Genomic DNA, 15,569 nt, shown 5'->3' with positions numbered 1-15,569 from the left:
CGTGTGGGGCGGGTGATCAGCCCTGTCATGTCCGTGGCGCTGTGATCCGGCGGAGCGCGCCCTCTTCTCCTGCCGTTGCGATCTCCAGATCGGACAGGAGCTCGGGTGAGGCGAAGACGCCCTCTCCGGCTTGGTCTGGCACCCACGCCGCGACCTCCAGCAGCTCGCCGGCGGCGGGCGAGCCCTTGCCGGTATCCATGAGCTCTCCCGCGTGGAGGCACAGTCGCACATCGACCCTGGGATCGCGCCCGGAGCGGGCCTCGAGCCGCTGGTAGATCGCGAGCGCCGTGCGCACCACCTGGCGGCGCGCCTCCCTGTCCCCAGCCGGGTCGTCGGGACAATCCGCCGTGAGAAGCACGCTGCTGCCGGTCTGCGCCATGATCGTGAGACCGGCGCTGACGAGCTCGGCGGCGATGAAGGGGAGGATGACCTCTAGATCCGCGAGCAATCCATCCTCCGGCTCCTCGAGGGCGCTCGGCTCGACGTGCACTTCGGCGTAGAGCGCGAGCGCCTGCCGCACCCGCGCGTGCGGGTGCTCGCGCGCGGCAGCAGCAGACAGCGCGCCTGTCCCGCCGCTCGCCTCCACCGTGGCCCTCAGCTCGCCCAGAAAGGCCGTGATCGTCGGGGGGCGCTCCCTGCGATCCTTGCTCATCGCACGGAGGATCACCTCATCCAAGGCGGGATGGACGCGCGCCCGGGTGCTCGGGCGCGGCGGGTCCACGTAGAGGTGCAGCTGGCGCAGCATCGGATAGGAGCGCTCGACGAAGGGCGGCTCGCCGACGAGCATCCGGTACGTCAGCACTCCGAGCGCGTAGACGTCAGCGCGGGAGTCGATCGACTCGCCGAGGATCTGCTCCGGGCTGATGCACGTCGGGGTCCCGACGATGTGCCGCGACGACGTGAGCGCAGGCCCCGGCGCATCGAGCAGCTTGGCCACGCCGAAGTCGAGCAGCACCACCCTCCGCCGCCCGCCCTGCTCGGCGAGAAAGACGTTCGATGCCTTGATATCCCGGTGCACGATCCCCCAGCGGTGCGCCGCGTCGAGCGCGCTGCAAAGCGGCTCCAGGAGCGCGAGCACGTCCGTGGCGGGCAGGCGCCCGCGGGCGCGGAGGTGCTCGTCGAGACTACAGCCCTCGAGCAGCTCCATGACATAGTAGGGGGCACCACGGCTGCTGAGCCGCCCGTGATCGAGGATCGCGACCACGTTCGGATGATTCAGGCGCTGTATCGCCTCAATCTCCCGCGCGAAGCGGACGACCGCATCGAGATCCGAGGCGAGGTCGGCGTGAAGGACCTTGAGCGCCGCGGCGGTGCCGCGCTCGGCGTGCGTGGCGCGATAGACGAAGCTGAAGCCACCCCGGGCGAGGGGGCGATCGAGGATGTAGTCGCCGACGCGAGCCCCCCGCGGCAGGGTGCGGGGCAGCGGATCGGGCGACGGGTCCTCCTGCGTGCGCGTGGCCTCGGCCTCCCGTATCCGAAGTGTGGCGTCGTCGAGGGCGCTCGGCTGATGAGCCACGGCCGCCATCGCCAGCGCGGAAGGGGTATGTGAGCTGGGGAGCGTGTCGTCTTCCGTTTCCGTGGTTCGTGCCATGCGCCGGGCAACAACGATATCATGAGCGCCGCTCACGGCCCCGGTCCGCGCCCGGCGCGAAGGGAAAACCGATTTGCATCGCTGTCCATCGTGCCACAGGCGGATCGCAGAGGCGGCCTCGTGCCCCCGGCACGGCGGGCCGCCGCCTGGGCCTGCGCCCGCAGAGGCCCGCGGCTCAGCGCCGCGCGTCGAGGGCTTCCGTCTGACCGAACTCCTCGGTCTGGGCGGCTTCGCTGCCGTCTGGGCAGGCTGGCGCGAGCGCGACGAGGTGCCGGTCGCCGTCAAGGTCGGCCTGATCGACGCGGAGCAGAGCGAGCCGCGCTTCCAGCGCGAGGCCGGCGCTCTCGAGCGGATCGGCCCCCCGCACGTGCCGCGCCTGTATGGGCAGGGGAGGCTCGACGATGGCCGGCCGTGGATCGCCATGGAGCGGCTGCGAGGGCGCACGCTCGCGGCCGACCTCGCGGCGCTGCCCGGGCCGCCGGACCCGGGCTGGGCGCTCGGGCGAGCCGATGCGCTGCTCGTCGCGCTCGAGGCGGCGCATGCCCGGGAGGTGATCCACCGCGACGTGAAGCCGGAGAACGTCTTCCTCGTGCCAGCGAGCGGCAGCGGAGCGCGCGCCGGCGCCGCGGGGCGAGGCCTTCCCGGCGCGGAGGAGCGCGTGGTCCTGCTCGATTTCGGCCTCGCCAAGCGGGGCGCCGGCGCCGAGGCGACCGGCGCCGAGCTCACGCGCGCCGGGACCGTCGTTGGGACGCCCGTCTACATGTCGCCCGAGCAAGCGCGCGGGGACCTCGCGATCGACGCGCGCGCCGACATCTACGCGTTCGGCGTGATCCTGTTCGAGCTCCTGACGCTGCGACCGCCGTTCGTCGGCGACGCGGGCGCCATCGAGCACGGCCACCTCGCGCTGCGTCCGCCGCGCCCGACCGAGCTGGCCGCCGTCCCGGCCGCGCTCGAGGACGTCGTGCTCGCATGCCTCGCCAAGGATCCAGACCGCCGGCCCGCGAGCGTGTCGCTGCTCCGGCGCGCCCTCGCCGCGGCGGGCGCTGGCCGCGCCAGCGGCGCTGTCGTGGGGGCTGGCCTCGCCAGCGGCGCTGTCGCCGTGGAGGCGGCCCCGGCCGAGCTGCCCGAGAGCGCGGGGAGCGCCCGGCTCATCGCGGACGGGCGCGAGCCGGTCGTGGTGCTTGTCGCGGACGTCAGCGGCGCCGTGCCGTCGGCCGTCGCCGCGCTGGCGAGCCGCAAGGGGCTCGTCGTCCGCCAGCGCGGACGCCGCCTCGTGGCGCTGTTCTCGGGCCGCGACATCGAGCATCCGGCGCAGGCGGCGCTCGCCGCCGCGCGGGAGCTCGTCGGCCGGTGCGACGCGCGCGCGGGGCTCCACCTCGCGGGCGTCAGCGTGCGCCGGAAGGGCAGGTGCGCGCCCCTCGCCTACGGCACGGCGGTCGATCGCCCGGAAGGCTGGCTGCCGCCCGAACCCTGGTCCGGGGTCGCGCTCAGCGCGGACATCGAGCGCGTGCTGGTGGAGACCGAACCCACGCCACCCTCGACAGGCGCCGCGGCCGCGATGGGCGCGTCGACCGCGACGGGCGCGGTCGACGGCGAGGTGCCCCTGCTCGGGCAGAGCGAGGTCGTCGAGGCGCTGGCGGCGAGCGCCGCCGCGGCCTTTGACGGCACGTGTCCCGGCCTGATGACGCTGCTCGGCGACGCCGGCCTCGGCAAGACGCGCCTCGCGAACGAGGCGGCTGCCGTGGCGCGATCGCTCCATCCGGAGGCGCTGGTGCTCTCGATGCGCGCGGCGCAGCCGCTCTCGTGCGAGGTCGCGCGAGAGGTGGAGGAGATCCTGCGCGCCGCGCTGGGCGCGCAGGAGAGGCCGCCGGCCGACGTCGAGGCGTTCTGCGTGGAGCGGCTCGGCCAGGAGATCGGGCGCGCGGCGTGGCCGTCCGTGGCGGCGGCGCTCGGGTGGGGCGCCCCGTCCGGCAGCGCGTCGCGCGACCACGAGCTCCTGCGGGCGATCGCGGAAGGGCTCCGCCGGCGCGCGCGCCGCGGGCCGGTGGCCGTGATCCTCGACGACGCGCACTGGGCGGACGACGCGCTGCTCGATGCGCTCGAGGTCGCGACGCTCGACGGCGCCGGCGTGGCGCTCTGGGTCGTGGTCGCCGCGCATCCGCGGTTCGAGCAGCTCCGCCCCGGGTGGGGTACCCGCACGCAACGCTTCGAAAAGAGGGCGCTTTTGCCGCTCGACGAGGGCGCCGGGATGCGGCTCGCGGCGGAGCTTCTCCTGCCGGCGGAGTACCCGCCGGCGGACACGCTGAGGCGGCTCGCCGCGTGGGCCGGCGGCAATCCGGCGTGCCTTGTGGCGATCGTCCGGGAGCTGAAGCGGGCCGGGATCGTGCGCCAGCGGTCGAACACAGGCAGCTACTACGCGGCGACCGCGGCGCCCGAAGGCCTGGCGCCCTCGCCTGGGTGGCAGTGGCTGGCCCTGCGGAGGCTCGAAGCGCTGCCGCCGGAGCTCGCGGCGTGCGCGCGGCTCTGCGCGGTGCTCGGGGCCTCGTTCACCAGGGCGGAGCTGGAGTGGGTCCAGGACGCCGCCGATCGGGCCGGTGGGGCCGGGTCGCCGGTAGACGCGGGCTTCGGCCTGAGCGCGCTGGTCGAGCGGGGCATCCTGGAGCGCGCGTCGCGCGCGTCGCGCACGCTAGGCGAGCGGTACGCGTTCCAGAGCGGCGTCTTCCGGGACTCGGTGGTCGAGCCGCTCCATCCGGAGCACCGCAGGGACACCCACCGGTACGCGCTGGCCTTCTGGCGAGCGCGGGTCTCCGCCGGGGATGCGACCCCGGAGACCCTTGCCTCGCTGGCGCGGCACGCGAGCGCGTGCGGAGCGAGCGAGGAGGCGGCGGAAGCCTACGTGAAGCTCGGGGACATCGCGCTCTCGGCTCACCGACACGTCGAGGCCGACCAGCACTACAGTGCGGCCCTCGAGCACATCTCTGCGGCGGACCTGCGCCGGCGCGCGCTCGCGCTCGCGGGCCGGGGCAGGATACGCTACCGAGCGCACCGGACGCGGGAAGCCATCGAGGATCTGACCGCGGCGCGCGAGCTCGGCGAGCGCCTCGCCGACGAGGTGCTCGTCGGCGAGATCCTCCTGGAAGAGGCCATCCTGCTCGACTGGACCGGGGATTACGAGGGGTCGGCGCGGCGCGTGGAGCAGGCGCGCCCCCTCGTCGCGCGGTCGGGCTCACCGCGGCTCGCGGTCCGGCTCGTGGTGGCCGATGGACGCAGGTGCGTGCGGACGGCGCAGGTGGCGCAGGCAATCGCGCTCCTGGAGAAGGGCGCCGTCGAGGCGGAGGCGCTCGGCGATCACGACAGCCGGATCGTCGCGCTGCTGCTCCTGCCGGTCGAGCTGGCGCACGCGGGCTCGTTCAGCGAGGCAGAGGAGCGCGCGCGCGAGGCGATCGACCTCTGTGCAAGGGTCCACGATCTGCCGCACCTGTGCGTCGCGTACATGAACCGCGTCGTGCTCTGGACGCTGAAGAAGTCGCCGTCCCGGGCCACGGAGGATCTCCGGCGCGTCATCTCGCTCGCGCGCGAGATCGGCAACCCATGGCTGGAGCGCGTGGCGACCTACAACGTCGCCGAGCTGCTCTACTGGAGCGACCGGCGCGAGGACGCGCTCGTGCTCGCCCGCCGGGCCCATGTCCTGGAGCGGCGGTTCATCGAGCGCCCGGTGCCCGAGTGCTCCCTGCTGCTCGCGCGGCTCCTGGCCACGGCGGGGCAGCACGACGAGGCGCGCGAGCTCATCGCCTGGGTAGCGGGCGCCTGCCCGCCAGAGCCCGGGGCGCACGCTGCGTTTGCGTGCTTCCGGATGCTCCAGGCGCTGCTGATCGACGAGGTGGAGGGCGCCGTCGGTCCCCAGGAGGGGATGGCCCATGAGACGGTGGCCCATGAGACGGTGGCCCATGAGACGGTGGCCCATGAGACGGTGGATGAAGCGATGGGCGCAGCCAGCAGCGCGGGGAACGTGCTGTTCGCCGATGAGCTCCTGGAGATCCTGTACTGGCGGGCTCGCCTCGCCCTGCGGGACCGGCGAGATGCCGATGCTTCTGCGGTCGTGCACAAGGCGCAGGCCATGCTGGGGGAGCACCCGGCGTGGCGGGCTCGCTTCGACGGCCTCGCGCGCGCCCTCGAGAAGGTGCTGGCTGGGCCATGCAGCACCTGAGGGCTTCAACATGCAGGCACCGCCGGATCTCGGCCGCATGGGTGTTGTACGACTCACGTGCTTCGCGCGGCGGCGCGGCCATTTCTCATGCAGGGCCTGCTCCTGCCGGGGCGGGCCGCTGAAGCAGAGGGCCGGCCTGCGCCTTGCACAGCTTGCTCGCCGAGCACATGCGGTCGGCGCCGCGCGCGCACCGGGGGGATCATGTCCATTTCACGAGCGTTCAGCGCTGTCATAACGGGGTTTTCTCTCTTCATCGCCGGATGTGGAGCAGAGCGGCACAGCGGCATGAGCTCGCGCACCGCGGAGCAGGACGCGATCATCGTCATGAACGGAGACGATCCTGCGTTCTTCTGGCGATCCGCGACGCAGCAAGCCTTGCGCGCCCTGGCTGAGATGCCGCTCGAGGGATCGAGCGGCGAGCTCACCGACACCCCGCTGCTCGCGAGCGCAGAGGGGCGGCGGCTCCTCTCCTACATGGTCCTCTGCGCGCTCCCTGAAGGCGAGGCGCTGCGCGGTGGGGCCGCGGGGGTCTCCTTCGAGGGCACGGTCGGCCTCGCGCCACGGTGGAGTTCGTCGCCTCTCGACGACGTCGAGACACAGCGGTGGATGACGGCGTGCCTGCTTCAGACGCTCAACGGCCTCAGCATGGAAGTGGAGGTCCGGATGACGGGGAGCCACCAGGCGCTTGCCGGGCGCCCGGGGGCCGCGCCGTCCGAGTTCACCACCCCGGATGCCACGATGTTCGGCAACCTCTTCCATCCGGACAGCCCGGCTGCGTTCGCCTGCGTCGACAACACGGATGTGGCGGCGTGCGGCGTCGACTGGAGCGGACATTCGGTCCAGCGGATCTGCGGCGTCTCGCCCACGTGCGGCGTCACCCTCCTTGGCCCGTGCTCCGTCGCCTGCGCTCGCGACGCGGACGGCCACTCCACGTGTGACGCGCCGGGAGGCGGCCGCTACGTGGAGGCCATCACCACGAGCCTGCATAGCAGCATCTCTCTCGACTCGTTCGCGCCCTGCAGCAGCCTGTGACGCGCCGGGCAGGCTCGGCGCTTGCCTGCCTCGGCGTACGACGACGCGCTCCGGGAGCGCGGGTCGGTCGCTCGTGTGGTAGCTTGAGATCGATGGCCTCGGAGCGACCCCCCTGCCAGGATGTCGGCGCGACGGCGGTGCTGGAGGCGCGCCCCCGCGAGGTGGCGTTCAGCCGGTTCCACGTCCAGGTGCAGCTCGGCCCAGATCAGGGCGCCTCGCAGGTGGCAGATGCGCCGGAGCTCGTGATCGGCTCCGCCCGCGGCAACCAGCTTGTCCTGACCGACCAGGCCGTGTCGCGGCACCACTGCGTCATCAACGTCACGCCACAGGGGTTTCTGCTCCGGGACCTCGGCAGCACCAACGGCACGAGGGTCTCGGGGATCCGCGTCGAGGCCGCGTACCTCGATCCGGGGGCGCTGATTGGCGTGGGCCAGTCCACGCTCCGCTTCGACGTCCTTCCGGACGAGATCCGCGAGCCGCTCGGCGACGAGGACCTCTCCGGGCGCGTCCTCGGGCAGAGCACCGCGATGCGGCGAATCTTTGCCATGCTGCCGCGGGTCGCGGCATCCGACTCGACGGTGCTCCTCGAAGGGGAGACCGGCACCGGCAAGGGGCTCTTCGCCGAGCTCATCCATCAGCAGAGCCGCCGCGCCTCGGGGCCGTTCGTCGTGATCGACTGCGGCGCCATCCCACCCACGCTCATCGAGTCCGAGCTGTTCGGGCACGCCAAGGGGGCCTTCACGGGCGCGCAGCAGGCGCGGGCGGGCGCCTTCGAGGCGGCGCGCGGGGGGACGGTGCTGCTCGACGAGCTCGGCGAGCTACGGCTCGACCTGCAGCCCAAGCTGCTTCGCGCCCTGGAGGAGCGGACGATACGGCGCGTCGGCAGCCTCGACCCGATCCGCCTGGACGTGCGGGTGATCGCCGCCACGAACCGCGATCTGCGCCAGGAGGTGAACCGGGGCAACTTCCGCTCCGATCTCTTCTATCGGCTGAACGTGGTCCGGATACGCGTCCCGTCGCTGCGGGAGCGCCGCGAGGACATTCCGCTGCTCGTCGCGCACTTCTACCGGCAGTTCGCCGACGGGGCCAAACCGCCCCTGGGGCTCGTGGAGGCGATGGCGCGCCACGACTGGCCGGGCAACGTCCGCGAGCTGCGCGGCGCGGTCGAGCGGGCCGTGCTGCTAGGGGATCCGGTCCTCTGGCGGGAGGGCGCGGCGACCGAGGGCGAGGCGGCGCAGGGGGAAGCTCGCGAGAACGTCTTCAGGGAGGACGATCTGTCGCTGTCGTTTCGTGAGGCGAAAGAGCGAGTCATCACGCTCTGGGAACGCGCTTATGTCCACGCGTTGATCCGCACCAACGGCAGCAATGTCTCGCGCGCGGCGCGGGCGGCGCGGATGGATCGCAATTACCTGCGGGAGCTGCTTCGCCGGCATGGCGTCCTGGCGACCGACGTCTGAGCGTCGGTGGACCATCCCTGGCACCGACGTGCCAGGCGGCCCGGCAAGGGTTCATGACACCGCATCGAACCGGGAGGAGGGCGGGGAGGAGTTCCCCGGTTCGCCCTCCCATGTTCGCTGTCGAACCCGGCCGCAGCGACCTCGGATCACATCGGCGTGCGGAACATGGTCTGTGCGGAGCAGAGGACCTGGGTCACCGCCTCCGCCTGCGCGTCGCTGGCGGCCGCCGCGGTGAGCGTCGGCGCGAGCGCCTCGACCCCCGCCGCGAACTTCGTGTAGGCCTCGACGATGCCGTCCAGCTCGGCGTCGAGGCTAGCCGACGCGCTCGCGCCGGCGTCCGCCTCGGCGTCGAGGTAGGCCGAGAGCGCGGCCTTCAGGTCGGCGTCGAGCTGCGCGTTGAGGTCGACCGTGGCATCAAGGACCGTCCGCAGCGCCGCCTCGGCGTCGGCCGTGGCGCCCACCAGGAGGCCGAGCGCACCGTCGGCCTCGGCCTGCGCCTCGCCCGAGAGGCTCGCGACGAAGTCGGCGCGCGCGGTCGTGATCGCGTCCACGCTGGCTGCTGCGGCCACGTCCGCCTTCAGCTTGGCGCCGGCGTCCGCGATCGCGTCGATGGTGGCCTGCGCGGCGCCGCTCAGCTTGGCGATCTCCGTGGTCGCCTGCGCGGTCGCGCGCGCCTCCAGCTGTGCGGCGGCGTGGGCGCAGGCGAAGAGGACCACCTCTGCATCCGCGGACGCGTCGAGCGCAGCGCTGAGCGCGGCGCGGAAGGTCATGCTGGCCGCGGCCTGCGCCTGGGCGCGCACGTCGGCGGTGGCTCCTGCGGCGTCCAGCGCGGCGTCGACCTCCGCGAGGAACTGAGCGGTCGCCTCACCGGCGGGGACCTCGCCGTCCAGCGCCGCGTTCAGGGTCTGGGCGGCCTCCAGCTCCGCGCTGGCGAGCGCGTCCGCGTCGATGTCCGCGCCCGCGGCTGCGAGCGCGCGCAGCTCCGCGTGGTGCGCCCCCAGGGTCGCCCCCGCGATCGCCTTCACGACCGCCTTGGTCTCGGCGCCGGCCGACGCCGCGGCCGCGACCGCGGCGGCGAGCTCCGCGTCGACGAGCGCGCGCACGTCCGTCGCCACGGTGGCGTCCACCGCGACGCTGGCGGCGAGATCGATGAGCACGAGCGCCTCGACCGAGCTCTCGGTCGAGATCGGCGCCGCGACGGCGATCTCGCCCGCGGCGCTCCCTGCCGCATCGAGGAACGCGGAGCCGATCACCTGGCCCGAGCCGTCGAGGGCCTGCACGATGAGCGGCTTCGCGTCCACCGGGACCTCCGCGGAGAAGGCCCCCTCCGCGTCGATCGTGGTCTCTGCCAGCGACTCGAGTGCTCCGCTCTCGAGCAGATGAGAGACGCGGACCGTCTTCGTGCTCGCGACGGTGCTCTCGCCGGCGAGGCTGTGGTCGTGAGACCCGGCGCCCTCGTCGGTCACGTGTCCGTTGACGATCGCGAGCGCGCCGTCTCCGGTCTGCGGATCGCCGTCCGAGGACGAGCCACCGGAACCGGAAGAACATCCCAAGGCCATCGAGACGCCAATCACCAAGGCCAACACGCTGCACTTCGAAGAGATCGTTCTCATGCTCACTCCTGTGTTTGCGGTGTACGCTCCGCGCCGCTGGCGCCATGTCGTTCGGACGAGCCGACGAACCCCTGCGACGCGATCACGACGTGATCACGACGCGATTTGCGGAGGTGGTCGCCGGCCAGTGCCGACAGGAAGCAGGCTTCGCGCTGCGCGCCTGCTGTCCTGACCTACTAGCAGGCTGCGTGCCGTCGGCGCTGCGCGTCTGGCCCGCGGGGAACGCACTGCAGGCCCGCGCGTCTTCGGCGTGGAATCAACGGTTCTGAAGGTGCGAATCGACCGGGTGTCACGAGCGCGAAGGGGGGTCGGTTGCTGGGGACAGCCAGCAGTGCTGCAGGCTGTCGCAAGCAGCGGCCGTCAACTTCCGTTCCGGATTGGACGTCCATGTAAGTGCGTTGATGTCGACCTGCGCATGCTCGGATGAACTCGGCCACGTCCTCCGCGCTGACGCAACGCGGTGCTGGTGCCGTGCTATCTCGCCGGCTCGCCGGAGGCCGGCACCAGCGCCAGCACCCGGACGGTCGCGCCGCTGCCGCGCGCGAGCGGCAGCGGCGCGACCACCACGACGGCCCCGGCCTCCGCGCCGCCGGCGCAGGGCGCGCAGCCTTCCCCGGAACCAACCTCGCCGCCTCCGGCGCAGGGCCCGCGCGGCGAGGGCGAGATCGGCCCCGGGTGATCCCGGCCGCAGACCCGAGCAGCTCGACCACCGCCCGCTCGGCCCCCCCCCGTGCACGCCCTCCCCTGACAACGCCGATCGAAGCGCTCGGCGACGCGGTCGTCATCGGTGTGCCCCACGCCATTGCCCCCGGCTCCGAGCACGCAACCATCACCACACTGCAAATGGGAACGACTCATAGGCCGCTCGCCGTCGTTCTGTCGAGCCTTCATGCCGTGTGAGATTTCGATCATCCACCGCTCCTCACTGGGTCTCAGACGGAGCGCGACGAACGCGACACGCGGCCATGCGCTCATCCTGCACGCCGTGGACAGAGCAGCCCTGACCCCAACGACTTGAGAATTCTTCACAAATCGCCTGTTGAGCACTGGACATGATGGCTAGTCATCGGTACACCCAGGCCGCTCTTCGCCAAGGCCACGAAGGGACGAACCCGGGGGCCGACGATGTACCGGATCGGCATCGCTGCGTTCGCAGCGCTCTCGCTCGCGTCCTTGGTAGGCTGCATCGCAGTTCAGGAAGAGGACGAGAGCGTCGTAGGAGTTGCCCCTAGCGCGCTCGAGTTCGTCAACGCGCTCAACCCCAATGCCCTCAACCCCAATGCTCTCAACCCTTACCTGAACACCTGCTACAACGAGGTCAACCGTGACCATGCGCGATCGCTGTGCCGGGACTGCGCTGCCGGTCATCTCAGCAGCAGCGGGACCGCCCAGCCGTGCGGGATGATCAACATCGTCGGATCGTGCGACAGCGCCTGCGAGCCGCTCAAGCAGCGCGGCATGTACTACCCGAGCTGCGCCACCGACCTCGACAGCAATGTGGACTCGACCACCAAGGTGATCACCGTCTTCCTTCCCTAGAGCGACAAACGGGTTGAAACCACGAGAGAAAGCAGGAGTTTCACAGGGAGGCGGGGAGGCGGGGAGCGAGAGACGGCAAGAGCGAGAGATTCATTTTTCGTAACCGTTCACGGGTCGGATCGCGTTCCTGAGCAATTTCGGGCACTTGCGAGCCCGTCAACCATTGGCCTCATAAGCCCGCTCGGCCTTGCAAGTGTACGGAATCGTTGCGTTTGTTGATCCGACCCGTGAACGCTTACCATTTTTCTTCCTCCCCGCCTGCGCGCCAAGATCCCTGCGGCGATCGCCGAAAACCGGGGCCCGGCCTCGCGGGAACGCCTCGTCCCCCCGATCAACACGGGTACGCAGCAAGAGGCCGCGGCGACGGCTCTCGTCCTCGCTGCGGTCAGCTGGTCCAAGCTGCCCGCGGCGCTCGCAGTTCTGCCCACATGGAAGAGCCGCATCGTGGCCGACGCCAACAATCCACTCGTCCCTCACGCCGTGGACAGAGCAACACGAATTCTCGATTTACGAACTTTACACAAATCAATCACTTCGCACTGGACATGATGCCTATTCATCGGTACACCTGAATTCGATCTTCGACGAGGGCACGAAGGGACGAACCCCGGGGGGGGAACGACGATGTACCGGATCAGCATCGCTGGTTTCGTAGCGCTTTCGCTCGCCCTTTTGGTGGGCTGCATCTCAGCGCAGGAAGAGGAGGAGGGCTCCGTAGGAGTTGCCCCTAGCGCCCTCGAGTTCGTCAACGCCCTCAACCCCAATGCTCTCAACCCCAATGCCCTCAACCCCAACGCCCTCAACCCCAGCGCCCTCAGCGCCAACGCCCTCAACCCCAACGCATTGAGCTCGGCGGCCCTGAGCGCGATCCGGGATCCGGGGGCGGCGGGTGATCTCTCGCGCCAGCTCCTCAACTATGTGGTCGGCTGTGCGTTCCTCCCGTCGCAGTCGTTCAGCTTCTCGTGGATCGATGGCTCGGGCAAGGTGCACAACGAGGTATACTGGGGAATCATCGGCCTCGTTCCGGACTGGAGCACCAAGGCGCTCGACCTATACAACCAGCAGTGGATCTCGGCGTGCCTCGCGTCGCGGACGAACTGGTACGGCGTCTCCGTGACGATCTCCTCGCGGGGCACTCCCTCGGCCCTCGACAAGGCCGGTACCCCCGAGCTCACGGCCTACACGCGTCTGGAAGGCGCCTTCTGGGGCAATCTGTTTGTCCCCTCTCCTTACCTGAACGCCTGCTACGACGAGGCCAATCGCAGCTATGTACGGTCGCTTATGCGGGAGTGCGCCGCCGGTCACCTCACCAGCGGCGGGGCCGTCCAGCAATGCGGGATGATCAGCATCCGCGGGTCGTGCGCCTCCTACTGCGAGGCGCTCAACACGAACGGCATGTACTACCCGAGCTGCGTCAACAACCTCACCGGCAGCCAGGAGTCGACCTCCCGTGTGATCACCGTCTTTCTTCGCTAGCGCGCCGCGGCTCCAGCTCGTGCGCCGTTCAGTCCCTGGTTCAGCGTCCATGGGGACCGGGCAGCTCAGCACTCCCTAACACGCGATCAGCGACGAACCAGAGCGACGCGGCTCCAGCACCGCGCTACCTCGACGGCTTGCCGGCGGCCGGCACCAGCGCCAGCACCCGGGCGGGCGCGCCGCTGCCGCGCGAGAGCGGGAGCGGCGCCACCACCACGACCGCCCCGGCCTCGGGGAGCTGCTCCAGGTTGGCCAGGTTCTCGATGTGGTAGCCGCCCGCGCCGAGGAACGCCTTGTGCTGATCGAACGTCTGGCTCGGCCCCGGATCGGTCGACAGCGTGTCGATGCCCACGCACCGCACGCCGCGCTCGCTCAGGTAGCGGCTCGCCTCCACGGAGACCCCGGGAAAGTGCATCACGCCCTTCGCGTCCTGGTTCAGGAACTTCGCCGGCTCGGACCAGCGGGCCCCCCACCCCGTCCGGATCAGCACGATGTGCCTCGCGCCGAGCGCCCCGTGCCGCGCCTCCCAGCCCCGGAGATCGTCCACGGTGACCTGGTGGTCGGGGCTCGCCGCGACCTTCGCCGTCACGTCCACGACCGCCGCCGGCCCCACGAGCTGCTCCGGCGCGATCTGCTCGACCGTCGGCGTTCCGGCCTTGAAGTGCGCCGGCGCGTCCACGTGCGTGCCCGCGTGCTCGTCCATCGAGAACCGGTTGAGGTAGTACGAGTCCTTCTCGACGGTGCGGACCGTCTCCGATGCATACGGCTTGCTGCCAGGATACAGCGGCATCTCCGGCGTGATCGGGTGCGTCAGATCGACCACCCGCGCCGCGGCGATGTCGAGGACCGCGGGCGCGGCCTGCGGCGCGGACGGCGGCGCCGCGGCGGGCGGCGACGCCGCAGCGGGCGCGCACGCCGAGAGGGCGAACGCCGCCGAGCACAGCGTGTACGCCGCGGCCCCCCTGACGCCCGCATGAAAGAAGCTGACCACGCCGGTTCCCTGCACCTTTTGCATGGCGCACATGTCACCACAAGCCCACTGCCGCCACAAGGTGGAGGCCGGGCCCTCGCGCCGGGCCGGCTCACACCTCGTGCAGCTTCACCCGGCGTCGCAGGTAGTTGATCAGGTCGATGCGGGTGACCAGCCCGACGAACTCGTCACCATCGGTCACGATCGGCACGAGCCCGGCGTCGAACATCGGAAGGAGCTCCCGGATCGGCGTCCGCACGTCGACCGTCCGGAGCCGCGTCGTCATCGCGGCCTCGACCGACTGGCGGAAGCGCGTCACGTCGTCGACGGCCGCGAGGAGGAGGTCGGACTCGTCCAGGATGCCGATGATCTTGCCGTCCTCCAGGACGGGCAGCTGCGACACGTCGTAGAGCTTCATCCTCGCATAGGCCACGAGGAGCGCGTCCGACCGCTGCACCGTGACCACCGCCCTGTCGGCGTGGCGGCGCGTGATCACGTCGCGCAGATCCCCTGTCGGCGCGCGGTCGGTGAAGCCCTGATCGGCCATCCAGAAATCGTTGTACATCTTCGACAGGTACTTGTTGCCGCTGTCGCAGACGAGGGTGCAGACGCGCTTCGGCGACGACTGCTCGCGGCAATAACGCAGGGCCGCCGCGAGCAGCGTCCCGGACGACGAGCCGGCGAGGATGCCCGTCCTGGAGAGCAGCAGCCGCGCCGTCTCCAGGCTCTCCCGGTCGGAGATCGTATAAGCGAGCTTGACGCGGGAGAGGTCGAGGATCGAGGGGAGGAAGTCCTCGCCGATGCCCTCCACGAGCCATGAGCCCGCCTTGCCGAGCTTGCCGGTCTTGACGTAGCCCGCCAGCACCGAGCCCTCCGGATCGGCGAGCACCATCTCGCAGCGCGGCTGCGCCTTGGCGAAGTAGCGCGAGAGCCCTGTCATGGTGCCGCCGGAGCCGACGCCGCACACCATCGCGTCGATCCTTCGATCGAGCTGCGCGTCGATCTCGGGGCCGGTCCCGGTCTCGTGGGCGAGCGCGTTCGCCGGGTTCTCGAACTGGTTCACGTAGAACGCGCCCTCCTCGCGCGCGATGCGGGCGGCCAGGTCCTGGTAATAGCTCGGGTGGCCCTTCTCGACGTCGGAGCGCGTCATCACCACCTGCGCGCCGAGCGCCTTCAGGTGGAACACCTTCTCCTGGCTCATCTTGTCCGGGATCACGAGCGTGAGCCGGTAGCCCTTCTGCGCCGCGACGAGCGCCAGGCCGAGCCCGGTGTTGCCCGCCGTCGCCTCGACCACGTGGCGCCGCTCGCCCCCGAGCTGGCCGGCGCGCTCGGCCGCCTCGATCATCGACAGGCCGATGCGATCCTTGATGCTGCCGCCCGGGTTCTGGCTCTCCATCTTGAGGAAGAGCTCGCACGGGCCGGCGTCGAGCTGAGTCACCTGGATCATCGGGGTGTGCCCGATGAGAGCGACGATGTTCTCTGCGGGCGCAGGGGTCGGCAGGGGCATTGGCATGACAGCTCAACGGTCACACGACGCGCACCGTCTGTCGAGGTGCTGCCAGCGATGACGCGCGCGTCACGCGCGTCGCGTGGGTGGCGTGGGCCGCGCGGGGTTGCCGCGGACGGCCGACCTCTGGACCGAAGCGGCCTTTGCGGCGTCCGGGCCGCACGCTGCCACGCTCAG

Annotated in this window: 10 protein-coding genes; 6 read left to right on the top strand and 4 right to left on the bottom strand. The window is 71.1% G+C overall.

Annotation, left to right across the window (positions count from 1 at the left end; genetic code table 11):
- Nucleotides 1–25: 25 nt before the first annotated feature.
- Nucleotides 26–1,516, bottom strand: coding sequence for a serine/threonine-protein kinase (locus WMF12_RS45820; RefSeq protein WP_437855173.1), 1,491 nt, complete (start codon nucleotides 1,514–1,516; stop codon nucleotides 26–28).
- A 148-nt stretch (nucleotides 1,517–1,664) separates the two neighbouring features.
- On the opposite strand from WMF12_RS45820, the gene WMF12_RS45815 reads away from it, so the two are divergent.
- From WMF12_RS45815 to WMF12_RS45805, 3 genes are all read left to right on the top strand, one after another.
- Nucleotides 1,665–5,798 carry a protein kinase domain-containing protein gene (locus WMF12_RS45815; RefSeq protein ID WP_437855170.1) on the top strand — a complete coding sequence of 1,378 codons (4,134 nt, stop codon included), beginning with the start codon at nucleotides 1,665–1,667 and terminating at the stop codon, nucleotides 5,796–5,798.
- A gap of 285 nt (nucleotides 5,799–6,083) precedes the next feature.
- Entirely contained in the window at nucleotides 6,084–6,830 is a 747-nt protein-coding gene (locus WMF12_RS45810; RefSeq protein ID WP_437855168.1) for a hypothetical protein, read from the top strand.
- A gap of 92 nt (nucleotides 6,831–6,922) precedes the next feature.
- Nucleotides 6,923–8,287 (top strand): sigma 54-interacting transcriptional regulator, encoded by a 1,365-nt coding sequence (locus WMF12_RS45805; RefSeq protein WP_437855166.1) that lies wholly within the window; start codon nucleotides 6,923–6,925, stop codon nucleotides 8,285–8,287.
- Between the two features lie 146 nt (nucleotides 8,288–8,433).
- On the opposite strand, the gene WMF12_RS45800 is transcribed toward WMF12_RS45805, so the two are convergent.
- On the bottom strand, nucleotides 8,434–9,900 hold the full coding sequence (locus tag WMF12_RS45800) for a hypothetical protein (RefSeq protein ID WP_437855164.1): 1,467 nt from the start codon (nucleotides 9,898–9,900) through the stop codon (nucleotides 8,434–8,436).
- Between the two features lie 466 nt (nucleotides 9,901–10,366).
- Between WMF12_RS45800 and WMF12_RS45795 the strand changes: the two genes are divergently transcribed.
- The 3 genes from WMF12_RS45795 (at nucleotide 10,367) to WMF12_RS45785 (ending at nucleotide 12,915) form a co-directional block, all read left to right on the top strand.
- Nucleotides 10,367–10,579: a hypothetical protein gene (locus tag WMF12_RS45795; RefSeq protein ID WP_437855162.1), complete on the top strand. Its 213-nt coding sequence runs from the start codon at nucleotides 10,367–10,369 to the stop codon at nucleotides 10,577–10,579.
- A 446-nt stretch (nucleotides 10,580–11,025) separates the two neighbouring features.
- Nucleotides 11,026–11,439, top strand: coding sequence for a hypothetical protein (locus WMF12_RS45790; protein WP_437855160.1), 414 nt, complete (start codon nucleotides 11,026–11,028; stop codon nucleotides 11,437–11,439).
- 624 nt (nucleotides 11,440–12,063) lie between these two features.
- On the top strand, nucleotides 12,064–12,915 hold the full coding sequence (locus WMF12_RS45785) for a hypothetical protein (protein WP_437855158.1): 852 nt from the start codon (nucleotides 12,064–12,066) through the stop codon (nucleotides 12,913–12,915).
- 124 nt (nucleotides 12,916–13,039) lie between these two features.
- On the opposite strand, the gene WMF12_RS45780 is transcribed toward WMF12_RS45785, so the two are convergent.
- The gene (locus tag WMF12_RS45780) at nucleotides 13,040–13,930 is read right to left on the bottom strand and encodes a cyclase family protein (protein ID WP_437855155.1); all 891 of its coding nucleotides are present in this window, start codon (nucleotides 13,928–13,930) and stop codon (nucleotides 13,040–13,042) included.
- A gap of 67 nt (nucleotides 13,931–13,997) precedes the next feature.
- On the bottom strand, nucleotides 13,998–15,392 hold the full coding sequence (locus WMF12_RS45775) for a pyridoxal-phosphate dependent enzyme (RefSeq protein WP_437873959.1): 1,395 nt from the start codon (nucleotides 15,390–15,392) through the stop codon (nucleotides 13,998–14,000).
- Nucleotides 15,393–15,569: the final 177 nt, after the last annotated feature.

It is taken from the genome of Sorangium sp. So ce363, assembly GCF_051520435.1.
Classification (GTDB): domain Bacteria; phylum Myxococcota_A; class Polyangia; order Polyangiales; family Polyangiaceae; genus Sorangium; species Sorangium cellulosum_B.
This window is presented reverse-complemented; position numbering and strand designations above follow the sequence as displayed.